This is a genomic window from Agromyces aerolatus (genome assembly GCF_031432255.1).
Taxonomy (GTDB): domain Bacteria; phylum Actinomycetota; class Actinomycetes; order Actinomycetales; family Microbacteriaceae; genus Agromyces.
The window spans coordinates 1-23,915 of sequence record NZ_JAVKGQ010000014.1 but is presented as its reverse complement, the minus strand read 5'-3'; the positions used below and the strand labels follow the sequence as shown (position 1 = coordinate 23,915).

The following is a 23,915-nucleotide window of genomic DNA, read 5'->3' as shown; positions in this document are numbered from 1 at the left end:
GTTCCCCATGTCTGAGGTCTCCACGCGGTTGCGTGCCGCCGGACTCGAGATGCCCGCGTACCAACAGCTCCCATCGGACTTTCCGCGCGTGCGGACCCTCGAGGTGGGCGAGCTGCTCTTCGTCTCGGGGCATGGGCCCGACGCGCCGGGGTTCCCCAGGCTGCGCGGCAAGGTCGGGCGGGAGCTCGACCTCGCGGCAGGTCGCCAGGCCGCTCGGCAGACCGCGCTGAACATGCTGAGCACGATCGACCATGAAGTCGGGCTCGACCGAGTGGCCCGCATGGTGAAGGTGCTCGGAATGGTTCGGTCGGCCGAGGGGTTCGGCGGTCAGCCCGCGGTCATCGACGGCGCGTCCGAGGTCTTCCTCACGGCCTTCGGTCGCGATCTCGGCATCCACACGCGGTCGGCCGTCGGCATGGCCGAGCTGCCCGACGGCATCCCCGTGGAGATCGAGCTGCAGGCCCAGCTGCACCCCGTCAGGTGACGTTGGCGCCGAGGTAGCCGAGTTCGGAGGAGATCTCGCCCGCCCAGTGGATCGCGAGCTGGGCGAGACGGTCCTGTTCGGTGTCCAGCTGCATGGCGCCGAGCGGCCCCGAGATCGACAGCGCCGCGACGATGGTGCCCTCGCGGCCGCGGATCGGCGCGGCGATGCAGGCGCGGCCGGGCGCCGCCTCCTCACGCTCGACCGCGAACCCTCGGAGCCGCACGCGCTCGATCTCAGCGAGCAGCTCCTCGTGATCGGTGATGGTGTGCTGCGTGTACCGCGGCAGCTCGTCGCCGACCACGTCGCGGATCTCGTCGTCGGAGAGCCCGCTCAGCAGGGACTTGCCGAGCGCCGTCGCGTGCAACGAGCCGGTGCGCCCGACCAGGGTCGCCGGCCGCGGCGCCTTGGCGCCCTCGAAGTTGAGCAGGTACAGGAATCGGTTGCCGTCGAGTTCCGCGACGTTCACGCCGAGGCCGGTCTCGTGCGCGAGCTCTTGGGCGAGCTGGCGAGAGCGCTGGTGGACCGGCGAGAAGTTGAGGGCGATGTTCGCGAGCCGCAGGTTTTCGTGGCCGAGTGTGTAGAGGCCGGTGCGCTCGTCGTGCGCCAGGAATCCGAGTGCGGTGAGCGTGCCGACCAGCCGGGAGACCGTCGACTGGCCGAGGCCCGTGTCGGCGACGAGCTCGGAGATTCGTTTCGCGGAGTACCGGTCCGAGAAGGTGGTGAGGAGCGAAAGGGCGCGCTCGACACTCTTGGTGCCATTCGATGTCTCGCGTGAGCCGGACACACTGCCCTCTCCAGTTGTGAATATGCGATCTATATCGTAGATCAATTCCTCCACCGGTGCGCGACGACGCGCGATGCGTGCCGACGCGCGGTCTCGATACGCTGCGCGACTCGACTGGCGGTGAGCTCAGCGCAGCGGCACCCGCACGTCGGTGCCGCCCTCGGGCGTGAGCCGGGCGTTCATCTTCACGAGCGACGGCGTCGGCACGAACCCGCCCGCGAACAGCGCCTCGCCCTGACGGAACCACGGCGAACGCGCGAGCAGCGCCTGCGGCGCATACCCGAACGACGTGCCGAGCTCGGCGAGGTCGACGGGCGAGCTCATCTTCATGAGCGCGAGGTTGTCGCACTGGGTCAGGATGCCCGAGTGCACCTTCGACGGCCGCTGCGTCGACAGCAGCAGCCACAGCCCGAACTTGCGTCCCTCGGCCGCGATCTGGATGAGGCGCTCGCGCACCGCCACCGCGAGCGGCGAGTCGAGATGCGGCGCGCAGAGGTTGTGCGCCTCGTCGATGACGAGCAACACCGGGCGCCGCTCTTCGCGCCTGGCCCAGAGGTCGTCGAGGAGCGCGAGCGCGACCACCAGCTGCTGTTCGGGCGTCGAGAATCCGCCGAGGTCGAGCACCGTGGCATCCGGTCGCTCGTCGACGACGTCGGTCACCGCGGTGTCGTCGCCGGCCCAGACCTCCCAGTCGAGGATGCCGAGGTTCTCGATGCGCTCGGCGAGCGGGTGCGACTGACCCTCCTCGAGATGGTTGAGCCGGTCGAGCACGTCGGCGAGGTCGGTCGCGTGCAGGAGCTCTTGATCGAGGTGCACGAGCTGGTTGTACTCGGCGCGGTTCGCGACCGGGTCGAGCCTGAGCACGGCCGCCTTCGACGGCAGCGGCATGTCGAGGAACCGGGCGCGCAGCGGCGACGCATCGTCGCGCGGCCGCAGCACGCGGATGTCGCGCTGGGCGAGCGCGTCGGCCGCGGGCCCGGATGCCCCGGGGTTGAGCTCGCCGAGGCGCACGAAGTCCGAGTTGGGGTCGAAGATCACGATCGGCAGCGCGGTGTGCGCGACGAGCTGCTCGAGCACGACGCCGAGCGCGTACGTCTTGCCCGAGCCGCTCTGCCCGCACCAGAACGTGTGCCGGTTGAACCGCAGCGGCAGCAGCCGGGCGGCGCCGCCCGGGGGCGTGAGGTTGGTGCCGACCTCGAGCACGGCCCCCGTCGACGCGTGCAGCATCTCGATGGTCTCGTGGTCGACGGTCTCGAGCGTGGCCGAGGCGAACGGCCGGCTCCTGCGGAGGTCGAGGGTGCCGTCGCCCAGCTCACCGAGGAGCCGCCCGCGGAGGGCGGCGGGGGTGCCGGCGCGCTCCTCCACGATCGCGAGCTGCCGTGCGCCTTCGGCGTGCAGGATCACGAGTGAGCCGGCGACGAGGCTCGACTCCGACGCGTCCTCGACGGTGAACGAGCGGCCGTCTTCGCTGCGGGCGGCGATGCTGGGCGGGACGGGGCGTGGCGTGGCATCCATGCGCCGATCCTCGCATCGCATTCCTTGCTCAGGAAGATCCGGGAGCCCGCCGGCGAGTCGGGCGGCATCCGACGGCGCGCCGCCCGTTCCTTCCTGAGCAACGTTCGGGGACGCCGTGGTGGGTGCCGTGTGTGTACAGCCGTCCGGAGGCTCATCTCCGCGCGGTTATACTCGACCCGCGAGAATGTCGGGTCCGTTCAGCCCCGGCGACCGGGGCCGAGCCCCGAACACTGGGGCGCAGCCCCGATCCGGGGAAGGGGCCGAGCATGGGCAGACGCATGACCGCGACGCCGCCCGTCCTCGCCGGGTACGCGTACGTCCGCCCCCTCGGTGCGGGCGGCTTCGCCGACGTGTTCCTCTATGAGCAGGACATGCCGCGTCGGCTCGCGGCCGTGAAGGTGCTGCTGGCCGACGCGCTCGATCCCGAGGTGCGTCGTGCGTTCAACGCCGAGGCCGACGTGTCGGCGCGGCTGTCGTCGCATCCCGCGATCGTCACGATCTATCAGGCCTCGGTGTCGGCCGACGGCCGTCCGTACCTCGCCATGGAGTACTGCCCCGACACGATGTCGGCGCGTGCGAAACGGCAGCCGCTGCCGCTCGCCGAGGTGCTCGACACGGGCGTCCGGCTCGCGGGCGCACTCGAGACCGCGCACCGCGCGGGCCTGCTGCACCGCGACATCAAGCCGTCCAACGTCCTCGTGAACGCGCTCGGCGCACCCGTGCTGGCCGACTTCGGCATCGCGGCGGCGCGCGCCGCCGAGGCCGGCGAGTCCGAGGTCTTCGCGATGAGCGTGCCGTGGAGTGCGCCCGAGGTGCTGCGCGAAGACGTGAGCGGCTCGGTGCAGAGCGAGGTGTGGAGCCTCGGCGCGACGCTGTACACGCTGCTCGCGGGGCGCAGCCCGTTCGAGGTCGCCGATCGCTCGCACAACACGCGTGAGCAGCTCACCAAGCGCATCCTGCGCGCCAAGTACACGCCGATCCCGGTCCCCGACGTCCCGCAGCAGGTCGACGACGTGCTCGCGACGGCCATGTCGCGTGAGCCGGGCCGCCGGTTCGAGTCGATGGCCGCGTTCGCCGATCGGCTGCGCCAGGTGCAGTACGAGCTCGGCTTCGCGGTGACCCCGTTCGAGGTCATCTCGCCCGAGTGGGCGGGTGCCGCACCCGTGCGGTTCTCCGACGCGTCGCTGCGCGGCCCCGTGATCACGACCGTCGCGGCCGAGTCGCGCCGCGCCACGCGGCAGTCGAAGCGGCTCGCCCCCGACTCGACCGATCGCGACGGCCTGCCCGTCGCGGCCGAGCGCACCGGGCGGCTGAAGGCCGGGCTCATCGGTGCGGGGGCCGCGGTCGGTGCGGTCGCGGTGCTGTTCGTCCTCGCCCGGGTGTTCGGGATTCTCTGATGCCGCGTTCGACCACACGCCCGCTCCGGCGCGGACCGCTCCTCGCCACCGTGGGTGGCATCGCCGCGGTCGGCGTGGTCGCGACGCTCGCGGTCGTGGCCACGGGCTACGAGTCGCAGGAGGTGCCTCGGCTCGAGGCATCCGTCTGGGTGACCCGCGACGACGGGCGTTACGCGCGCGTGAACACCGAGCTCGCCGAGCTCGACACGGTGCGATCGGTCGACGACCCGACGACCGTGGTGCAGGACGGCGCGACTGGCGTCGTCTACGCGGGCGGGCTGCGGCAGCGCTGGTCGATCGACGCGGCTGCGCCGGTCGATCTGGTCGGCGAGGGCGAGGGCGACGCGGCGGCCGGCCCCGATGGGGCGGATGCCTCGGGCGATGCGGATGCCTCGGGCGACCCCGAGGCCGCGCCGGCGCTCGCGGCCGGTGGCGAGCAGATCGCCGACCCGACGCCCTCGGGCACGCGTGAGGTCACGGCGGCCGGGCGCTACGTGGCGTATCGCACCGACACCGCCCAGGTGTACCTCGGCACGCTCGACGATGGCGTGACGGTCCCCGTCGACCCGTTCGCGGGTGAGGCCGAGGAGGAGGGCGAGGACCCCGTCGTGTACTCGGCCGAGGCCGTGGGGCTCGCACCCGACGGCGCACTCGCGACGTACTCGGCGAGCGAGGGCGGCGTGCGCCGGTTCGACGGCGCGGCGCTCGAGTTCACGGGCGGCGTCGAGCAGCTCGAGCAGGCGCCCGCGGCGGACGCGGCGCTCGCGCTGACGGTCGTCGGGTCCACCTGGGTGCTGCTCGACGCGGCCGAGGGCCGCGCGTGGGTGGCCGGCCGTGCCGAGCCCGTCGAGGTCGAGGTCGAGTCCGACGCGGTGCTGCAGCGCGGCGCGGCCGACGGCGACGTCGCGTACGTGGCCGACTCGGCCGGCCTGGTCGCGATCCCGTTCGACGGGTCGCCCGCCGAACGCCTCGTCGAGGCCGACGGCGTGCCCGCGGCACCGGTCGCGCAGGGCGACGATGTGGTCGCGGCGTGGCTCGGGCAGCAGTCGGGCACGGCGTGGAGCCGGTCGGGCGGCGAGCAGACGCTCGACGTGCCCGACGGGGCACTCGACCAGGTCGCGCAGGTCGCTCCCGCGATCCGGGCCAACGGCGACCGGGCCGTGCTGAACGAGCCAGGGTCGGGCCTGGTGTGGACGCTGCCCGACGGCCGGCTGATCCCGCTCGAGCAGTGGTCGGTCGACGACGACCCCGAAGAGCTCGAGGGGACGACGATCGTCGAGGACGTCGCCGAACAGCACCCGCCCGTCGCGGTCGACGACGCGTTCGGGGTGCGGCCCGGTGAGCTCGTGAGCCTGCCCGTGCTGCTCAACGACCACGACCCGAACCGGGGCGATGTGCTGACCATCGCGGCCGATTCGGTCGGCGGCGTCGACCCCGCAGGCTTCGGCGAGCTCTCGATCGTGTCGAACGGGCAGGCGCTCGCGGTCCGCGTCGCGGGCGAGGCATCCGGCACCGCGCGCTTCACGTATGCCGTGACCGACGGTCAGCAGTCCTCGGAGCCCGCGACCGTGACGCTCACGGTCGTGCCAGACGATCAGAGCTCGGCGCCCGTCTGGTGCGGCGTCGACGCGTGCACGCAGCAGTGGCCGTCGCCCGAGGTGCTGCCGGGCGGCACCCTGCTCGTCCCGGTGCTCGACGGCTGGGTCGACCCCGAGGGCGACGCGTTCGTGCTCGCGGACGCGAGGGCCGACGACCCGGCGGCTCCCGTCACGGTCGTGCCGCGCGCCGACGGCCGGCTCGCGGTGCGGCACACCGACCCCAACGCGGGCGACGCCGAGATCCCGCTGACCGTGACCGTCGTCGACGCGCGCGGCGCGACGGCCGAGAAGACGCTCGTGCTGCGGGCGACGAGCCAGCCCGGCATCGTCGCGGGCGGCGTGGCCCTGGCCGCGGCGGCCGGTGAGACCGTCGTCGTCGACGTGGCGCGGCATGTCACGGGCGGCTCGGGCGCGTTCCGGCTGGTCGACGCGGTCGCGTCGGCGGCCTCGGCCGCCGGGCTCGCGGTCACGCCGAACGCCGCGGCCGGCGAGATCGAGCTCTCGGCGAGCGAGCCGGGCGAGTACGTCGTCGGCTACACCGTGGCCGACGGCGTGTCGCAGGCCGAGCAGTCGGCGACGATCCGGCTGAGCGTGTTCGCGGCGGGCCGCCCGCTCGCGATCGCCCCCACGACGGCGTACGTGCGGCCGGGCGAGGACACCACGATCGACGTGTTCGGCGCCGTGCAGAACGCCGCGGGCCGGGTCCTCCTCGTGTCCGAGGCGCGCAGCTCGAGCCCCGACCTGACGGTGGGCGTCGTGTCGTCGTCGCAGGTGCGACTCGGCGTCGTGGGCGGCGCGCAGGTCGCCGAGGGCATCGTGGGCCGGGCCGAGGTGGTCGTGACGGATGGCTCGGGGCAGGCCGTGACCGGCGTCGTCTCGGTGTTCCTCGCGGCCGACGCCGGCGATGACGCGCCGATCGCGCTGCCCGACAGCGTCACGGTGCGCGCGGGCGAGCTGGCCACCGTGCCGGTGCTCGCCAACGACGTGAGCCCGCGCGGTGCGCGGCTCGTCGTGCAGCCCGCGGTGCAGGGCTCGGGCGCCGAGGGCGAGCTCGCGTTCGCCTCGGGCGACGTGGTGCGCTACCTGGCGCCGAAGGCGCCCGGCACCTACCGGGTGAGCTACGCGGTCGCCATGGAGAGTCACCCCGATCGGGTCGACCACGCCGACATCACGGTGACCGTGCTGCCCGGCGGGGCGAACCGGCCGCCACGGCCGCCCGCACTGAGTGCCCGGGTGCTGAGCGGGCAGAGCGTCGAGATCCGGGTGCCGCAGTACGGCGTCGACCCCGATGGCGACCGCGTCGTGCTCGCGAAGATCGCGCAGCCCGCGGCCGGCCAGGGCACGGCCTCGATCTCGGCCGAGGGCGACACGGTCGTGTACCGCGCTCCGGCCGACGGCGTCGAGGGCGGTCAGCTCTCGTTCGAGTACACGCTGCGCGACACGCAGGGCGCCGAGAGCGTCGGCGTGATCCGGGTCGGCGTGCTCGCGGCAGGTCTCGCGGACGCCGCACCGGTCACGTTCAGCGACTATGCGCGCGCGACACGGGGCGCGTCGACCCCGGTGCGGATCGCGCCGCTCGCGAACGACCGCGACCCCGCGCTCGGCACGCTCGAGCTGGTCTCGGTGGCGCCGAACGCGCCCGCGGGCACGGCCGAGTACGCGCGGCTCGAAGCGCTCATCGACGGCGCGACCTCGCTCCAGCAGGGCGTCGTGGTGCTCACCGCGGGTGAGTTCGCGGGCACCAACTCGTACGTGTACACCGTTCGGTCCACCAAGACGTCGTCGACCGCGCAGGGCCTCATCGTGCTCGGGGTCGGCGACGCCGCAGCGGTCGACCACCCGGTCGTGGCCGACACCGTCGTCACGGCGCGCACCCGGGGCGAGTTCGCGGGCGACGGGATCGACGTCGTGTCGAACAAGGTGCAGTGGGCGACGGGTGACGTCGCGGGGCTGAAGCTGCGGCTCTGGGGGGACGCCGCGGCGCGCTACGACGTGTCCGGCTGGCGCGTGTCCGGCGACCTGCCGGCCGACGGCGACCTCGTGCCGTTCGAGCTCACCGGGGAGGACGCGGTGGGCGGCGACGTCACCGCGTACGGCCTGCTGCGCATCCCCGCGTTCGACGACATGCCCGTCCAGCTGGGCGCTGACGTCTCCGCGGTGCGCGTGAACGAGGAACGCTCGGCCGAGTTCGACGTGCGCGACCTCGTCGATCTGCCGTCGGCCGACCGCATCGAGCTCGCCGACGGGCCGTACGCCACGCAGCGCTCGGCGGCGGCCTGCCGGCCGAGCGGCGACCGCGAGGCGACGTACGAGGCGGGCCGCGAGGCGCCCTGGACGGACTCGTGCCTCGTGCCGGTACGCATCGAGGGGCAGTCGCGCTGGTCGTACCTCGCGGTGCCGGTCGAGATCGAGCCGAAGGACCCGCAGGCGATCCTCACCGCGATCTCGCGCACCGTCGCGCCCGGCGCGAGCGAGGCGGTCGACCTCTACGGCGATCTCACGACGTGGGAGGGCGGCCGCATCGGCGACCGGTCGCGCCTCGACTACCAGGTCAGCCACTCGGGCTCGGTGTTCGCGATGCAGCGCTCGGGCAACCAGATCGTCTTCGAGGCGCGCGCCGACGCGCGGCCCGGCACGCGCGAGACCGCGACCGTGACCCTGCCGGGCTTCGACAATGCGACCGCGACGATCACGGTCGTCGTGGGCATCGCGCCGCCCGATGCGCCGCGCGGCGCGACGTTCACGCGGGAGTGCACCGTCAGCGCCGGCTCGTGCACGGTCGAGGTCGTGGGCGCCGCGGGCGAGTACGACCCGTTCGCGGGCAAGCAGGGCGCCGGGCTGTCGCTCGTCTCGGTCGGCTCGGGCGGCGGCGTGAGCTGCGACGTCGCGACCGTGCAGGCCGCGGGCAAGACCGCGGTCGTCGCCACGTTCCCCGGCGGGCAGACCGCGTTCGGCGGGCAGTGCACGGTGCCGTTCACGGTCGCCGACGCGCAGGGGCGCACGGGCACCGGCACGCTCACGCTCGACGTCCAGGGCTACCCGCAACGTCCCGCGAGCATCGCGACGGCGCGCTACGACGGGTCCTCGGTCACGTTCAACGTCACGCTCGGCGAGGCGGCGCGCGCGCACCCCGCGATCACGGGCGTCGCGATCACGCGCGACGGGCGAGCGGATGCAGCGGGCTGCGCGCCCTCGATCGCCGGCGTGTACTCGTGCACGGTGACGGGCCTCACGAACGGCGAGAAGCACCAGTTCACGGCGCGCGCCGTGAACCGCGTGGGGGAGTCGGTCGACACCTCGGCGGTGACCTCGTGGGCGTACCAGGCGCCCGAGGTGCGGTCGGCGGCCGCGGAGCCGGTGTACGAGGCCGGGCGCACCACGCAGAGCAACGCGGTGGTCGAGCTCAAGGTCCGCGGCACCGACGACGCGCAGGCGTACCGCATCGCCGAGCGCAACCAGACCCTCGAGCGGACGGGCGACACCACGACCGTCCGGCTCGACACGCCGCCTGGCACGCAGAACTTCACGATCGTGCCCATCAGCCGCTTCGAGCCGCCGATCGCGGGGTCGTCCGACGGCGCCTCGACCGTGGCCTCCGTGAACGCGGCGGGTGCACCCGGTATCGGGGGCATCAGCGCCTCGGCGCCCTCCACCACGTCGATCTCGGTGGGTGGCGGTGAGGTGAACCGCAACAACAGCTCGCTGTCGACGGAGATCAAGTACCTCGCCTGGAAGGACGGGGGAGCTCCGCAATGCAGCGTCGGCCCCAACGGTGCCGGCCTTTCGGTCAGCGGGAATGGATCCGTCAGTCAGTCCGCCAGCCCGACCATCACTGAGCGGATCGAGGAGTACGAGCGGTATTACGTCATGGCCTGTGCGAGCAACGGATACGGAGTGGCTCAATCGAACGTGACCGAGGTCTGGACCTATTCGCGAGTGGTCCCGGTCGTCGAACAGGGGTACCGCGTGCGGACCGAAGCCGCGAGTTCCGGTGCGAGGTATCACTACGGACTCGAGTACGGCCCGAAGGTGTCGGTACCGAATCGGTTCACGCCCGAGTACTTGTCGTTCAATGGCTGGACGGGTTCCGAAGGATTCGATCTGAGCGACGACGCCATCACCCAAGTTCAAGCCCGAGGGTGTCGCTACGGCGGGCTGCTCTGCACCGACACCATCGACATCGCCCCAGAGACGGCACCAACCACTGTCACGGTGGAGTTCCCCACCCAGTGTGTAGCGACACCGACGCGCGAAGCGGTCTGGGTCTCCAGCGCCGCCCGGGGCGCGGCGAACATCACCTGGACGCACACAACGGGCGACTTGGTCGCGACGTACACGGTGCAGTTCATCGACGCCTTCTCCGCGCTGATGCCTATCGTCTACGAAGTCCCGGTCTGCGCGCCCGAGCCGCCGATCGAGGATCCGGACCCGCCCGTCGGCCCCGATGACCCAGGCGGCGGCGAGACCACGCCGACCACCCCCTGACCTCACCGACCACACGCCTCAAGCTCCCTCCGAGAGGATCCACCGCATGACGCTCGCTCCCGCGCAGACCGCCTGGTTCGCCGAGACGTTCTCGCTGATCGCCGACAATGTCGAGCAGGCGATCCTCGGCAAGCGGCACGTCGTCGAGCTCGTGCTCGCGACGGCCATCTCGGGCGGTCACGTGCTGCTCGAGGACTACCCGGGCACGGGCAAGACGGCGCTCGCGCGCGCCCTCGGGCAGACGATCGACGCCACCAACTCGCGCATCCAGTTCACGCCCGACCTGCTGCCGGGCGATGTCACGGGCATCACCGTGTACGACCAGAAGCGGGGCGAGTTCGAGTTCCACGCGGGGCCGGTGTTCGCGAACATCGTGCTCGCCGACGAGATCAACCGCGCGAGCCCGAAGACCCAGTCGGCGCTGCTCGAGGTCATGGAGGAGGGGCAGGTCACGGTCGACGGCGTGAGCCGCAAGGTCGGCGACCCGTTCCTCGTGCTCGCCACGCAGAACCCGATCGAGCAGGGCGGCACGTACCGGCTGCCCGAGGCGCAGCTCGACCGGTTCATGATCAAGACCTCGATCGGCTATCCCGACGAGGCCGCGACGCTGCGCATCCTGCAGGGCGTGGCGAACCCGCGCCGCGACCTCACGCCGGTCGCCACGACCGACACGATCGTGACGATGACGGACCTCGCGCGCGGCGTGTACGTGAACCCGCTCGTCTCGGACTACGTCATGCGCCTCGTCGACGCGACCCGCCGGGCCTCCGAGGTGCGGTTGGGCGTGAGCGTGCGCGGCGCGATCGCGCTGTCGCGCCTCGCGATGGCGTGGGCGGCCGCGCAGGGCCGTTCGTATGCGACGCCCGACGACGTGCGCGAGGTCGCGATCCCGGCGCTCGCGCACCGCATGGTGCTCGAGCCCGAGGCCGAGTTCGACGGCGTGACCGCGGTCGCCGTGGTGAGCCAGATCCTGCTGGACGTCGCCGCTCCCCGGGAGAACGGCGCGGCGTGACCCCTTCGGCCCGAGCGCGGCGAGACCGCAGCACCGGACGCACCGGGCGTTCCGGTGGGCTGTCGCGCGCCACGGGCCTGACCCGCACCAGCGGGCTGGCCCGCACGAGCGGGCTGAGCCGCACGAACACGGTCACCCGCACGGGCACCCTGAGCCGGACGGGCACCGTGACCCGGCGCGGCGGAGCGCGCGGCGTCGCAGGGCTCTGGATCGGGGTGCGCGCGAACGCCCGCCGGTTCGGCCGTGCCGTGGCGGGGGCGGCCCGGCGCACGCGCGAGACCGTCTCGGCCGCGGGCGCGGTGCTCATCCTGATCGCCGTGGCCGGTGCGGTCGCGGGCCTGCTGTTCGACTGGGTCGAGGCCTGGGCCGCCGCCGGCATCGCGCTCGCGCTGCTGCTCGTCGCCGTCCCGTTCCTGCTCGGCGCCCACGACTACCGGCTCGAGCTGCAGCTCGACCGCGACCGGGTCGTCGCCGGGTCCGAGGTCACCGGCCGGCTCGAGCTCGTGAACGCGGGCCGGCGCACGGCGCTGCCCGGCGTGGTCGACATCCCCGTCGGTCCCGGGCTCGTCGAGGTGCACGTGCCGCTGCTCAGGCCGGGCGCGCAGCACGGCGAAGACCTCACGATCGGGGCCGAGCGCCGCGGCGTGATCGACGTCGGCCCGATGACCGTGAACCGGGGCGACCCGCTCGGCATCCTGCGCCGGGAGCAGGGCTGGCCCGAGGTGCAGCGCATCTTCGTGCACCCCGTGACGGTGCCGATCCCGAGCACCAGCGCGGGCCTCGTGCGCGATCTCGAGGGCACCCCGACGGGCACGCTCGCGGACGCCGACCTGTCGTTCCACGCCGTGCGCGAGTACGTCCGCGGCGACTCGCAGCGGCACGTGCACTGGAAGGCCACCGCGAAGACCGGCACGCTCATGGTGCGTCAGTACGAGGAGTCGCGGCACGCGCGCATCGCGCTGCTGCTCGACCTCGCGCGCGAGGAGTACGCCGACGACGACGAGTTCGAGATGGCCGTGAGCGCGACCGCGTCGCTCGGGCTGCAGGCCGTGCGCGAGGGGCGCGACGTGTTCGTGGCCGTGGGTGCCGAGGTGCCCGAGACGAACGATGCCGTGCAGTCGATCCGCACGCTCGCGACGACCACGCCGCGCGTGCTGCTCGACGGCATGTCCGCGGTCGACCAGGGCGACCGGGTGACGCGGCTCGAGGCATCCGCCGCGCTCGCCGCGCAGACGTTCGCCGACCTCTCGATCGTGTTCCTCGTGACCGGGTCGCGCATGCCGCTGCAGCGCATCCGCCAGGCCGCGATCGCGTTGCCGCAGGGCATCGGCGTCGTCGCGGTGCGCTGCGAGCCCGCGGCCGAGCCCGTGGTGCGCACGACCCGCGAGGTCACGGTGCTGACCATCGGCGCGCTCGGCGACCTCACCCGGCTCCTCGCGAGGGGGGCGGCGTCGTGAGCGGCGAGCTGCGCGCGCGTCCGCGGGGCGCCGACCGACGCCGGGGGACGCGTCGCCCGGCCTCGGATCGCGATCTCAGGCTCGAGCTGCTCGGCCTCGGCTACCTCGTGGTCGGCACAGCCATCGCCGTGGTCGCGGCGTGGCCCATCCATGAGACGTTCCGGCTCGCGCTGGTCGCCGCGGCCGGCCTCGCCGTCGGTGTCGCGGCCGCGGTCTTCGCGCGCCGGCTCGTGCGTCGTGGGCTCATGCGCGTGCTGCTCGCGATCGGGCTCGCGTTCGCGGGCTTCGCGATCGTGGTGGTGCCGGTCGCCGTTCCCGCCGCGCTGCGCTCGGTGCCCGACGCGGTGATCGGGCTCCGTGACGGCATCGTCGGCATCGTCGTCGGCTGGAAGCAGCTGCTCACCCTCGACCTCCCGCTCGGCGACTACCAGGCCGTGCTCGTGCCGTTCCTCGTCGTGACCGTCGTCGGTTCGACCGCCGCCGCGCTCCTGGTGCTCAGGGGCGGCGCAGCAGCGCCGTGGGCGGTGCTGCCCGTGCTCGGGCAGACCGTGTTCGGGCTCGTGTTCGGCAGCAGCAGCACGAGCGCTCCGGTGACCTTCGCGGGCCTCGAGATCGCGGCGCCGCGAGAGCTCGCGGTCGGCGTCGCGAGCGTGGCTGCGGCGGTCGCCTGGCTCCTGATCAGGCACCGGATGCTCCGGGCGCGCGCCCTCGCGCGCGCTCGCGCCGGCACCGTCCGGCAGTCGGCCGAGTCGACCTGGCTGACCCTGCGCCGGCGGGCGCTCGCGGGCGGCCTGCTCGCCGTCGCGTTCGTCGTCGGCCTCGCGGTGGCCCCGGCCGCCGCGTCGTTCGGCGACCGCTCGGCACTCCGCGACGAGGTGACGCCCGCGATCGTGCTCCAGCGGCAGGCGAGCCCGCTCGCGGCGTACCGGTCGTGGTTCGCCGACCCGCGGTACGACGAGGTCGTGCTCACCGTGGACGGTGACGTCGAGCAGGTCGGCCGGCTTCGGCTCGCCGCGCTCGACCGCTACGACGGCGAGGTGTTCTCGGTCGACCCGGATGCGCGGTTCTCCCGCCTGCCGTCGAGCGCGCCGTTCGGCGTCGACCTCGCCGAGCTCGAACTCGAGATCGGCGACGCGTACGAGGGCGTGTGGGTGCCCGCGCCGGCCGAGCTGGCCGCGGCGCCGTCGTTCGCCGGGCCGCGCGCCGACGCGCTCACCGACGGGTTCCACCGGTCTGAGTCGGGCGACGCGGTCGACATCGCGCCGGTGCCGGACGGTGGTGCCGGCAGCTCGGCGCTCGGTCTGGTGCCCGGTGACCGGTACTCGATGCTGGCCGTGCCGTCGGCTCGTGACGCGACGCGGCAGGCGTTCGGCACCGCTGAGGGTGCTGAGGATGCGCTCGACGCCGACCTCTACCCGCAGCTGGCCGCATGGGTCGAGGCGCAGGGTCAGCCGCGCACGGGCGCGGGCTACCTCGAGCTGATCGATCGGCTGCGGGCCCGCGGGTACCTCAGCCACGCGCTCGTGAACGACGACGCGTCGGCGAGCTGGACGGCCGGGCTCGCGACCGAGGCCGGCGGCTATCAGTTCCTGCCGAGCTATGCGGGCCACTCGCGGGCACGCATCGAGACGCTGTTCGGCGAGCTCATCGAGCAGGAGCGCCGGGCCGGCGAGGACGCGGCGCCCGAGATGCTCGTCGCGGGCGTCGGCGACGACGAGCAGTTCGCCGTGGCCGCGGCGCTGATCGCGCGGCACCTCGGCTTCGACTCGCGGGTCGTGCTCGGCGTTCGGCTCGCCGGCACCGAGCCGATCCCGGGCATCGCGACGTGCGACCCCGACTGCACGGGTGCCGCCGTCGGCGCATGGGTCGAGGTGGCTGCCCAGGGCGACTGGGTCCCGGTCGACGTGACGCCGCAGTTCACCCTGCTGCCGACCGACATCGCCGAGGGCGAGCAGCTGCCGAAGCATCCGACCGTGCCCGATGACGCACGCAGCGAGCCCATCGATCCCGAGCGGGCCCAGAGCGATGCCGAGGCGGCGGCCTCCGCGCCCGTCGAGGAGACGGACGCGACCGCGGCCCTGGTGCTCGCGATCGTGAGGATCGTCGCGCTCTCGCTCGCGCTGCTCGCGTTCCTCGCGCTCCCGGTCGTGGCGATCCTCCTCGCGAAGCCGCTCCGACGTCATTCACGTCGGCGGGCGTCCGATCCCGAGCTCCGGATCCTCGGGGCCTGGGAGGAGGTCGCCGACGCCTACGAGGACGCCGGGCGCCCCCTCGCATCCACGGCGAGCCGCCGCTCCGCCGCGCAGCGCACGGGGCGGACCGGTATGGTCAGGCTTGCGGCCTCCGTCGACGAGGCCGTGTTCGCCGCGCATCCCCCGGCGCCTGAAGCCGCCGAGGAGGCGTGGCGGATCGCCGACGCCGAACGTGCCGAGCTCACCTCGAGCCTGCGGAAGCGGGATCGCGTGGCGGCCGCGCTCTCGCTCAGATCGTTCGTCGGCAGGCTCCGAACCCGCCAGCTGCGCGCACCCCGGAAGGAACTCGCTCCGTGACCCCAGACCCGTCCGACCTCGGTGGACTCGTCGCGACGCTCGTCGTGACCGTGGTCGCCTCGCTGCTCATCGCGGCCGCCGTCTACGTGTGGACCGGCCTCGCCATGTCGCGCCTGTTCGGCAGGCTCTCGGTCGAGCCGTGGCGTGGCTGGGTGCCGCTGCTGAACCTCGCGGAGATCCTCGCGCTCGGTGGGTCGCCGCGCTGGATCGCGCTGCTGTTCCTGGTGCCGTTCGCGAACATCTACGCGCTCGTGATGTTCGCGATCGCGGCGCACCGGGTCAATGTGCTGTTCGGTCGCGGCGCGGGCATGACCGTGCTCGCGGTGCTCGTGCTGCCGGCCTGGGCGAGTGTGCTCGCGTGGGGGCGTGACGCGCCGGATCCGGAACGCGGTCGGCTCGCGACCGCCGTCGGCCGGACGGCGCAGCCCACCGGGCCGCTGGCGGTGCCGCCCGAGCCGGTCGCGCCGCGCCACGAGCCGGCCGGCGCGGATGCGGGCGCGAGCTCCGCGCGGGCGTTCCCGCCGCTCCCGGGACTCGAACACCAGGCCCCGGTACGCCCCGGCGCCCAGCCCGCGGCCGAGCGACCTGCGGCGTTCGCACCCGTGCCGCCTCCGCCCGCGACGATCGCGCCGCCGCCGGGCCTCGGCGAGCAGGCGGGCTGGCCGGTGTCGCCGCCGGCCCGTCAGGCCCAGACGCCGGCGCCGGCGCCATCCGGCTCGGCCGGATGGCCCGCGTCGGGTCAGCCTGTGTCGGGTCAGCCGGTGTCGGGTCAGCCTGTGTCGGGTCAGCCTGCGTCACCGCAGCAGGCGCAGGCCGGGGCGGATGCCTCGGGCCGGCCGGGTCCGGCCGGGTGGCCTGCGTCCTCGCAGCCGGCGTTCCCGCAGCATCCGCCGACCGGTCAGGCCGTGCCGCGACCCGAATCGGTGCCCGCGCAGACCCCGCCCGGCCCGGCCTGGGCACCCGGCCCCGACCTCGCGACGCCCTCGACCGCGGAAGCTGCTGCGGCGCCTGCGGCGCCCGGCGGCCAATCCGCGACGTCGTCGCCCGCGAACGCCGAGGCCGCAGCGGCACCCGCCGCGCCCTGGGCTGCCGGTCCCGATCTCGCACCGCCGTCCGCGAACGTGCAGGGCACGGCGGCCGGCACGGCGGGCGTGCCGGCCGCCGGCCACCCGGCCGCGTTCGCCGCACCGGTCCCGCCCACCGGTCAGCCCGCACCGGCCGGACCGCGTCCTGCGGGGGCTGCCGGAGCGCCTTCGGCCGCACCGCCCGCGCCCGCCGACGACCAGCACGGCGGACTCGACTTCGCCGAGGCCGCGACGATCCTCGTGCACGGCGATGAGGCGAACGACGTCGAGGCGACGGTGATCGTCGACCGTCGTCCGCGCCGCGAATGGCGGCTCGAGCTCGACGACGGCGAGGTGCTGTCGCTGACCGGCGAGGTGATCGTGCTCGGACGCAACCCGTCGGCCGGGGCCGGCGAGCAGCGGCTCGCGGTGCCCGACCGGACGCGCACGCTCTCGAAGACGCATGCGCGGCTCGCGCACCGGAACGGCGTGTGGACCATCACCGACCTCCGATCGACGAACGGCGTGCTCATCGTCGACACCACCGGCGAGGAGACCCTCATCGAACCCGACGTCGAGACCAGTGTCAGCGGGCGGTTCGTGCTCGGCGAGGTCGGGATGCGCGTGATCGAGGGTGGCGCGTGAGCGTGGCATCCGTCCCCGTTACGCTCGCGGTCGGCGTGCGCACCGACACGGGGCACAAGCGCGCCGCGAACGAGGACTCGGTGCTCGCCGAGTCGCCCGTGTTCGTCGTCGCCGACGGCATGGGCGGTCACGAGGCCGGTGACCGGGCGAGCGCGGCCGTGGTCCAGGCGTTCCGGCACTACGCACGCGTCGGCGAGCGCGCGACCATCGACGGCGTGCGGATGGCGCTGGCCGTGGCGGAGGCCGACGTCGGCGAGCTCGCGACCGGGTCGGCACGCGGCGCCGGATCGACCGTCACCGGTGTCGCGCTCGTCGAGCACGAGGGCCTGCCGTGCTGGCTCGTCTTCAACGTCGGCGACTCCCGCGTGTACCGGCAGCTGGGCAGCGACCTCCAGCAGGTCACGATCGACCACAGTCTCGGGCAGGAGCTCGTCGACAGCGGCGAGCTGCGACGCGAAGACCTGCGCGAGTTCCCGCGCCGCAATGTCATCACGCGGGCGATCGGCGCGGTGGACAGCGCGGCCGACAGCTGGCTGCTGCCGCTCACGAACGGCGAACGGCTGCTCGTCTGCTCCGACGGGCTCACGAGCGAGCTGTCCGACGAGGCCATCCGGGCGACGCTCACCATGACGGGCCGGGCCGACACCGCGGCCGACGCCCTCGTCGAGCGCGCGCTCGAGGCGGGTGGACGCGACAACGTCACGGTCATCGTCATCGACGTGGTGTCGGGCGGCACGCCCGGCGAGGGCGACGACACGACGAGCGGCCGATTCGAGCCCACCACGGTCGACTCGACGGCCGACGGCACGACGATGCCGGTGCGGGCGGGCCGATGACGCGCGACGGTCAGCCACGTGCGGCCGGGCCCGGCGGCGATCTCGACGCCGAGCTCGTGAGGCTCGACGACCTCGACGCGGTCGACGACGAGCTCGAGGGTGAGAGCGTCGTCGTCGACCGCAGGATGGCCGGCGAGGTGGCCGGCAGCGAGGTCGCGGACGAGACCGTCGTCGTCGACCGCGGCGCTGCCCGCGGCAAGACCGTCGACGAGGCCGTGGACGACACCGTGGTCGTCGACCGGAGCGCTCCCGACGACGACTTCGCCGATCAGGACACCTTCATCGTCATCAGTGGCGGCGACCGCGCGCCCGAGGGTGAGATCCCGCACGCGGACACCGTGGTCGTCGACCGAGGGAGCGGCGCGGAATCCGCCCTGCCCGAGGCATCCGCCACCGTCGACGCCCCCGTCCGCCGCCGCCGCCTCGGCGGCCGGCGCACCCTCGAACCTGCGCCGCTCGAGCCCATCGACCTGCGCTCCTCGGTCCGCGCCGTCGGCGCCGGCGCGGTCGAGTACTACCGCCCGCGCCGGCTGCCCGAGGCCGCACCGCCACCGGCCTCGTTCGACGCCGCGCCGCCCGTGCGCGAGCCGTCGCCCGGCCTGCCCTCGGTGCGCCGCAGCTCACGCCGCATCGCCGCGATCACGCTCGCCGCGCTCACCGGAGCCATCATCGTCGGCGTCGCCGGCGCCCTCACGATCGCCGGCCTCCTCTTCGGCGCCTGACGCGCGCTGGCGCGGCGCGGGCCGCGTATATTGGTCGGACAGCCCCCGGAGTCCTTCGGACCGGGCTCAAGGCCCCGCCTCGGAGGGGCCTTGCTTCGTCGTCCGTGGCCCGGTGCCGGCCGGCAGTCGGCGGCCGGTCAGGACGTGGGTGCGGGCTCGGCGAAGATCTGCCAGGCGTGGCCGTCGGGGTCGGCGCAGAGCGCGGTATAGCCCCAGTCCTCGCGGGCGGCCGCGGACAGTATCGAGCCTCCCGAATCGGCGATGCGCTCGACGAGCCGGTCGACCTCGGCATCGGAGGTGAGCGTGACGCCGAGCAGGCATTCGCTCACTCCGGACGGGGCGAGCGGCCGTCTGCCGATCGCCCCGGCGAGGCCCGCGGCTGGGATGAGCGCCAGAAGGGTGCGATCGTCGAGCCGAAACGTCAGCGGCTCGGGGATGCCGTCCTCTTCCGGCGCGCCGACCGGTTCGAAATCGAACGCCGTCCGGTAGAAGTGCATGGCGCGCCGACGGTCGGCGATCGGCAGGCTGATGGTGATCTCGCGGACGTGGGCGGGCACGGGCGGCTCCTCGGAGGCGATGGCGGGAACCTCCAGTCTGGAACACCGGACGGGTGGTTTCCACTCTCGCGGGCACTCCACGAATCGTGCCCGGATATGCTGCGAGCGATGTCGTCGCCGCGCGGCGGTCGAGGGGAGCGGATCGTGCGTCAGGTCACCGGGGCAGTACGGGTCGCCGTGGCGGGGCTCATCATCGCCGCGATCGTCGGGCAGTTCGTCGTGAGCTGGTCGCTGGTGCCCGATCGGGCGGTGTTCCTCGTGAACTTCTTCAGCTACTTCACGATCCTGTCGAACGCGCTCGCCGCACTGACGCTGCTGGTCGCGGCCTGGTTCTCGTTCACGCGGCCGGTCGAGCCGTCGTGGTTCACAGTCGTGCGAGTATGCGCCGCGACGTATATGGCGACGACGCTCGTGGTCTACAACCTGCTGCTGCGCGGAATCTCACTCGATCAGGCGACGACCGTGCCGTGGTCGAACGAGATCCTGCACGTCTGGGGGCCGCTGCTCGTCGTCGCGGACTGGGTACTCTCGCCGGGCCGGAACCGCGTTCCCTGGTCGCGATACTGGATCATCGCGGCGTTCCCGATCGTCTGGGTCGTGTACTCGTTGGTCCGCGGCCCGATCGCCGACTGGTACGCCTACCCGTTCCTGAACCCCGCGCAGGACGGCGGGTACGGCGCGGTCGCGATCTACGTGGCCGCGATCGCGGCGTTCATCCTCATCGTCGGGGCCGGCCTCGTCGCGATCAGCCGGCTGCGCACGCTCGGTGCGCACGCGCGGCCACCCGCGGATCCCGCCGCGCCCGACGCCGACACCGGCCCGCGTCCCGGATCGCTCGTCGGCTGAGGCGCGTGGCGGGTGGTTCGCTGGGATGGAGGTCGGCGCATCGTGGTCCCGATACGCGTGCTCCATCGGCGCTCGCTACTCGATCCGCGGGAGGCGCTCGGCGCTCGCTGGTCGACGGGCAGGAGGCGGTCGGCGCATTGTGGTCTCGATACGCGTGCTCCTTCGTCGCTCGCTACTCGACCGGCGGGAGGCGGTCGGCGCTCGCTGGTCGACGGGCGGGAGGCGGTCAGCGCGTGGCGGTGAGCCAGGCGGCGACCGACTCGTGCAGCTTCGCGGTCTGCGCGGCGAGCCCGTCGTCGCGGGCCGGCACGCGCTCGAGGGGTGCGCCGAGCGCACCGGCCCAGCGTTCGCCGAGCTCGAACGGATGCACCGGGTCGCGCGGCGCGGCCACCACGAGCGAGCGGATGCCTCGCGCGGCGAGCCCGGCGAGCTCGGCGTCGTCCGTGAACGCGCGATTGCGCGGCACCTCGACGAGCCTGATCGCGCGCTCGGCGGCGCGCGGCGCGGTGAACTGCGACAGAAGCCCCTTCGCGCCCGCAGGCGTCTCCCGGGCGAACGCCTGGTAGCGCGTGCTCTCGCGGAACTCGGCGAGCCCGCCCTCGGCTCCGGCGTCGTGCAGCAGCTGCCCGATGACCGGGAACACCCGGAGGTTCGGCGGCATCGACCGGTCGTCGAACGAGGGCCGAACGAACACGGCCCGCTCGATCGGCAGAAGCCGATGCAGCGCGAGCCGCAGCGCGATGGCGGCGCCCATCGAGATGCCGATGACGGTGAGTGGCGTAGCCGCTCGTGCCGGGCCGGCCGCGCCCGCGGCCGTAGCGGGCGCGTCGTGCCCGGGGTCGGCGGCGGCGCGGACGAGCGGGTCGTCCGTGGCGAGGCGGGCGCCGGAGGCATCCGTCTCGCGCACCGAGGCCGCGATCTCGTCGGCGAGCCGGTCGATCGCGAAGTCCTGGGCGCGGCCGACGCGCTCGTCGGTGCCGTGCGCGCGCACGTCGATCGCGATGACGCGCTCGCCGGACTCGGCGAGGATCGGTCCGAAGAGCTCGAGCGGCTGCCGCCGGTCGGCGCCGAGGCCGTGCAGCAGCAGGGTGGTCACGCGAGCGGGCCCGGCCGGTAGAACGAACGGTCGCGGCCGTTCGGCGGTGCGAGCGGCGGCGAGGTCGGCGCGATCAGGGTCAGCAGCTCTTCGGCCAGACCGATGAGGATCGCGATCTGGTCGTCGTCGCGGTCGACCCACCGGCACTCGGGCTCGCCGGTCGGGACGAAGTCCTCGTGGCGCTCCCAGACGACGAGGGTGCGCTCCGCGCCCAGCACATACTGCTGCCACCACACCTGACGCAGATAGCTGCGCGGGATGCCTCGCCAGGCCTTCGCCGTCGTCTTGATCTCGCACAGCTCGAGCGCGCCGGTCGGACGCATGACGAGCCCGTCGGGCGTCGCGAGATGCCGCCGGTCGGTCTCGGCGTGGAACAGCAGGCTCGACGGCAGGAGGCCGTGCTCGCGCCGGGCCCAATCGGCGATGACGGGTTCGCGTTCGCGGCCGTGGTCGGTGAACCGGCTGCCGCCGAAGCGGCGGCCGCCCGTGCCGTGCAGCTTCTCCCAGGCCGCGGATCGCACCGCCGTGCGGCTCGAGAGCTTGGCCGCGTCGGTCGCCGTGACGCCGCGCGCCCGCGCCTTCAGCCACCCGACGCGATCGCCCGAGTCGGCGACGATGCGCCGTTCGTGCGGATGCGGGTCGCGTCGCTGTTCCGCGCGTTCGGTCGTGGCCGCCGCCCGCGCCGGCGGTGCGTAGTCGTCGAGCTCGAAGAGCGCGAACGGCTGGGCGAGAGTCACCTCAGAAGCGTACCTCCGCCCACCGCCGTCGCCCGTGCGCCCGCGCCCGCGCGTCCCGCGCGCCCCGTGCGTCCCGAATCCTCGTTCGAGCGGTCGCAGATGGTGGGTGTTGGGCGGTCGCACCCGCAATGCGCGACCGTTCGATGTTTGGGGGGTGCTCGGCGTGGAGGTCGCACGGTCGGTTGCGGTCGAGCGGTCGCAGATGGTGGGTGTTGCGCGGTCGCACCCGCCATGCGCGACCGTTCGGTGGGGCGGTGGTCGTGGTCGCGCGGGCGCGGGCGCGGGCGGGCGCGTCAGCGCGCGGCGGCGAGCTGGTCGATGCCCTCGGGCGAGAGCGCGTGGTGGATGGCGAGCATGCTCGCGCCGAGCACCGCGGCGTTCTCGGCGGCGGCCGACTGCACGATCGCGAGGTGCTCGGTCGCGAGCGGCATCGACCGCGTGTACACGACCTCGCGGACGCCCGCGATGAGGTGTTCGCCGGCCCGCGCCATGGAGCCGCCGATCGCGATGACCGACGGGTTCACGAGGCTCACGCACGCGGTGAGCACCTCGCCGATGTCGCGTCCGGCCTGGCGCACGGCCTGGATCGCGTCGAGGTCGCCGCGCTTGACGAGGTCGACCACGTCGCGCCCGGTCTGCGCCTCGATGCCCTGCTGCCGCAGTGCGCGCGCGATCGCCGGGCCGGACGCGAGCGCCTCGAGGCATCCGCGGTTGCCGCAGTGGCACGGCACGCCCGCGCCGCGGGCGACCTGGACGTGACCGATGTCGCCCGCGATGCCCTGTGCGCCGCGCTGCAGCAGCCCGCCCGAGATGACGCCGGACCCGATACCGGTCGCGACCTTCACGAACATGAGGTGCTCGACGTGCGGCCACGCCATGGCGCGCTCGCCGAGCGCCATGATGTTGACGTCGTTGTCGACGAGCACGGGCACCTCGAGGTGCTGCTGCACCCAGCCGGGCACGTCGAACCGGTCCCAGCCGGGCATGATCGGCGGGTTCACGGGGCGGCCGGTCGAGTGTTCGACGGGTCCCGGCACGCCGATGCCGATCGCCGCGAGATCGCCGCGATCGCGGCCGAGGCCGTCGACGAGCTGGTGTCCGGCCTCGACCATCCAGCCGAGCACGGCCTCGGGGCCGGAGGTGATGTCCATGGGCTCCCCCTGCTGCGCGAGCACGGTGCCGGCGAGGTCGGTGACGGCGATCGTCGCGTGCGACGCGCCGAGGTCGGCGGCGAGCACGACGCGTGCGCCGGGGTTGAGCGCGAACTGGGACGGCGGCCTTCCGCCGGTCGAGACCGCGTCGGCGACGGGCGTGACGAGGCCCAGGCTCATGAGCTCGTCGACGCGTGCGGCGATGGTCGAGCGCGCCAGGCCCGTCGCCTGTGCGAGCGACGCGCGCGTGCGCGGGACGCCGTCGCGCAGCAGCTGAAACAGCTCGCTCGCCCCCGAGACGCCGAGCGCCGATCCGCGGCTGATGTCGACCATCCACCGAGTAAAGCACACCGGCTTGATGAAGTCGCACGAGCGTTAACCGAAACGTGATGAACAACTTTTGACGAGTGAGTAGCAAAAGTTGGCAGACCTGTGTCAGCATGTCCGCATGACGATGGATGTCACCGCTCCGGCCCGCACGATCCGCGCCGGATTCGTGGGGGGCGGCTTCATGGCCGCCGTGCACTCTCGGGCCGCGCGCGCTGCAGGAGCGGCGCTCGTGGGCGGGGCGTCCTCCTCGGCCGAGCGGGCGCGTGACGCCGCCGGCCGCCTGGGCCTCGATCACGGCTTCGCCTCGCTCGACGATCTGCTCGCCGACCCCGAGATCGACGTGGTCCACGTCTGCACCCCCAACACGACGCACGCCCGCATCGCGCGAGCCGCGCTCGAGGCCGGCAAGCACGTGATCTGCGAGAAGCCGCTCGCGACCGACGCCCGCGACGCGGCCGAGCTGACCGAGCTCGCGGAGGCGCGCGGCCTGGTCGCCGCCGTCCCGTTCGTGTACCGCTTCCACCCCATGGCGCGCGAGGCTCGCGCCCTCCTCACCGGCGGCGCCGCCGGCCGGCTCATCAGCGTGCACGGCGCCTACTTGCAGGACTGGCTCGCGACGCCCCACGACGATGACTGGCGGGTCGACACCG

At 73.7% G+C, this 23,915-nt stretch carries 17 protein-coding genes; 11 read left to right on the top strand and 6 right to left on the bottom strand.

The genetic code is table 11. The features are described from left to right. Positions 1–7 precede the first annotated feature (7 nt). Positions 8–484, top strand: coding sequence for a RidA family protein (locus RH864_RS15255; RefSeq protein WP_310518426.1), 477 nt, complete (start codon positions 8–10; stop codon positions 482–484). On the opposite strand, the gene RH864_RS15250 is transcribed toward RH864_RS15255, so the two are convergent. Continuing rightward, positions 477–1,268, bottom strand: coding sequence for an IclR family transcriptional regulator (locus tag RH864_RS15250; RefSeq protein WP_310518425.1), 792 nt, complete (start codon positions 1,266–1,268; stop codon positions 477–479). The genes RH864_RS15255 and RH864_RS15250 overlap by 8 nt on opposite strands. Positions 1,269–1,394: 126 nt before the next feature. Continuing rightward, positions 1,395–2,783: an ATP-binding protein gene (locus RH864_RS15245; RefSeq protein ID WP_310518424.1), complete on the bottom strand. Its 1,389-nt coding sequence runs from the start codon at positions 2,781–2,783 to the stop codon at positions 1,395–1,397. Positions 2,784–3,049: 266 nt separating this feature from the next. Between RH864_RS15245 and RH864_RS15240 the strand changes: the two genes are divergently transcribed. Genes RH864_RS15240 through RH864_RS15205 form a run of 8 tightly spaced genes read left to right on the top strand, consistent with a single transcriptional unit; the run spans position 3,050 to position 18,548 of the window. Next, complete coding sequence (locus tag RH864_RS15240; RefSeq protein WP_310518423.1) at positions 3,050–4,180, top strand: serine/threonine-protein kinase; 1,131 nt, start codon at positions 3,050–3,052, stop codon at positions 4,178–4,180. Continuing rightward, a complete protein-coding gene (locus RH864_RS15235; protein WP_310518422.1) occupies positions 4,180–10,263 on the top strand; it encodes an Ig-like domain-containing protein in 6,084 nt (2,027 codons plus the stop codon). Before RH864_RS15240 ends, RH864_RS15235 begins: the two co-directional genes overlap by 1 nt. 46 nt (positions 10,264–10,309) lie before the next feature. After that, positions 10,310–11,275, top strand: a complete 966-nt coding sequence (locus RH864_RS15230; RefSeq protein WP_310518421.1) for an AAA family ATPase — start codon at positions 10,310–10,312, stop codon at positions 11,273–11,275. Continuing rightward, a complete protein-coding gene (locus RH864_RS15225; protein ID WP_310518420.1) occupies positions 11,272–12,732 on the top strand; it encodes a DUF58 domain-containing protein in 1,461 nt (486 codons plus the stop codon). The genes RH864_RS15230 and RH864_RS15225 overlap by 4 nt, the downstream gene beginning before the upstream one ends. After that, positions 12,729–15,281 carry a transglutaminase-like domain-containing protein gene (locus tag RH864_RS15220; protein ID WP_310518419.1) on the top strand — a complete coding sequence of 851 codons (2,553 nt, stop codon included), beginning with the start codon at positions 12,729–12,731 and terminating at the stop codon, positions 15,279–15,281. The genes RH864_RS15225 and RH864_RS15220 overlap by 4 nt, the downstream gene beginning before the upstream one ends. Beyond that, entirely contained in the window at positions 15,278–16,990 is a 1,713-nt protein-coding gene (locus RH864_RS15215; protein ID WP_310518418.1) for a DUF5684 domain-containing protein, read from the top strand. The genes RH864_RS15220 and RH864_RS15215 overlap by 4 nt, the downstream gene beginning before the upstream one ends. After that, complete coding sequence (locus RH864_RS15210) at positions 16,987–17,826, top strand: PP2C family protein-serine/threonine phosphatase (RefSeq protein ID WP_310518417.1); 840 nt, start codon at positions 16,987–16,989, stop codon at positions 17,824–17,826. Before RH864_RS15215 ends, RH864_RS15210 begins: the two co-directional genes overlap by 4 nt. After that, positions 17,823–18,548, top strand: coding sequence for a hypothetical protein (locus tag RH864_RS15205; protein ID WP_310518416.1), 726 nt, complete (start codon positions 17,823–17,825; stop codon positions 18,546–18,548). The genes RH864_RS15210 and RH864_RS15205 overlap by 4 nt, the downstream gene beginning before the upstream one ends. 137 nt (positions 18,549–18,685) lie before the next feature. Here RH864_RS15205 and RH864_RS15200 read toward each other — a convergent pair whose 3' ends face one another. After that, positions 18,686–19,105, bottom strand: coding sequence for a VOC family protein (locus RH864_RS15200; RefSeq protein ID WP_310518415.1), 420 nt, complete (start codon positions 19,103–19,105; stop codon positions 18,686–18,688). A gap of 108 nt (positions 19,106–19,213) precedes the next feature. Here RH864_RS15200 and RH864_RS15195 point away from each other — a divergent pair, with 108 nt between their 5' ends. Beyond that, complete coding sequence (locus tag RH864_RS15195) at positions 19,214–19,951, top strand: Pr6Pr family membrane protein (RefSeq protein WP_310518414.1); 738 nt, start codon at positions 19,214–19,216, stop codon at positions 19,949–19,951. 226 nt (positions 19,952–20,177) lie between these two features. Here RH864_RS15195 and RH864_RS15190 read toward each other — a convergent pair whose 3' ends face one another. The 3 genes from RH864_RS15190 to RH864_RS15180 all read right to left on the bottom strand — a co-directional run bounded on the left by RH864_RS15190 (position 20,178) and on the right by RH864_RS15180 (position 23,268). Further along, positions 20,178–21,047, bottom strand: coding sequence for an alpha/beta fold hydrolase (locus RH864_RS15190; protein WP_310518413.1), 870 nt, complete (start codon positions 21,045–21,047; stop codon positions 20,178–20,180). Continuing rightward, positions 21,044–21,784 carry a YqaJ viral recombinase family protein gene (locus RH864_RS15185; protein ID WP_396129991.1) on the bottom strand — a complete coding sequence of 247 codons (741 nt, stop codon included), beginning with the start codon at positions 21,782–21,784 and terminating at the stop codon, positions 21,044–21,046. The genes RH864_RS15190 and RH864_RS15185 overlap by 4 nt, the downstream gene beginning before the upstream one ends. A 293-nt stretch (positions 21,785–22,077) precedes the next feature. Then, positions 22,078–23,268, bottom strand: a complete 1,191-nt coding sequence (locus RH864_RS15180) for an ROK family transcriptional regulator (protein ID WP_310518412.1) — start codon at positions 23,266–23,268, stop codon at positions 22,078–22,080. A gap of 115 nt (positions 23,269–23,383) precedes the next feature. On the opposite strand from RH864_RS15180, the gene RH864_RS15175 reads away from it, so the two are divergent. Beyond that, positions 23,384–23,915 (top strand): Gfo/Idh/MocA family protein (locus RH864_RS15175; protein ID WP_310518411.1); only part of this gene is annotated, 532 nt, incomplete at its 3' end.

What these genes read in the sequence shown, in the direction of transcription:
- RH864_RS15235 (WP_310518422.1), top strand. Translation starts at nt 4,180, where the DNA reads ATGCCGCGTTCGACCACACGCCCGCTCCGGCGCGGACCGCTCCTCGCC.
- RH864_RS15245 (WP_310518424.1), bottom strand. Translation starts at nt 2,783, where the DNA reads ATGGATGCCACGCCACGCCCCGTCCCGCCCAGCATCGCCGCCCGCAGC.
- RH864_RS15180 (WP_310518412.1), bottom strand. Translation starts at nt 23,268, where the DNA reads ATGGTCGACATCAGCCGCGGATCGGCGCTCGGCGTCTCGGGGGCGAGC.
- RH864_RS15230 (WP_310518421.1), top strand. Translation starts at nt 10,310, where the DNA reads ATGACGCTCGCTCCCGCGCAGACCGCCTGGTTCGCCGAGACGTTCTCG.
- RH864_RS15205 (WP_310518416.1), top strand. Translation starts at nt 17,823, where the DNA reads ATGACGCGCGACGGTCAGCCACGTGCGGCCGGGCCCGGCGGCGATCTC.
- RH864_RS15195 (WP_310518414.1), top strand. Translation starts at nt 19,214, where the DNA reads ATGTCGTCGCCGCGCGGCGGTCGAGGGGAGCGGATCGTGCGTCAGGTC.
- RH864_RS15255 (WP_310518426.1), top strand. Translation starts at nt 8, where the DNA reads ATGTCTGAGGTCTCCACGCGGTTGCGTGCCGCCGGACTCGAGATGCCC.
- RH864_RS15240 (WP_310518423.1), top strand. Translation starts at nt 3,050, where the DNA reads ATGGGCAGACGCATGACCGCGACGCCGCCCGTCCTCGCCGGGTACGCG.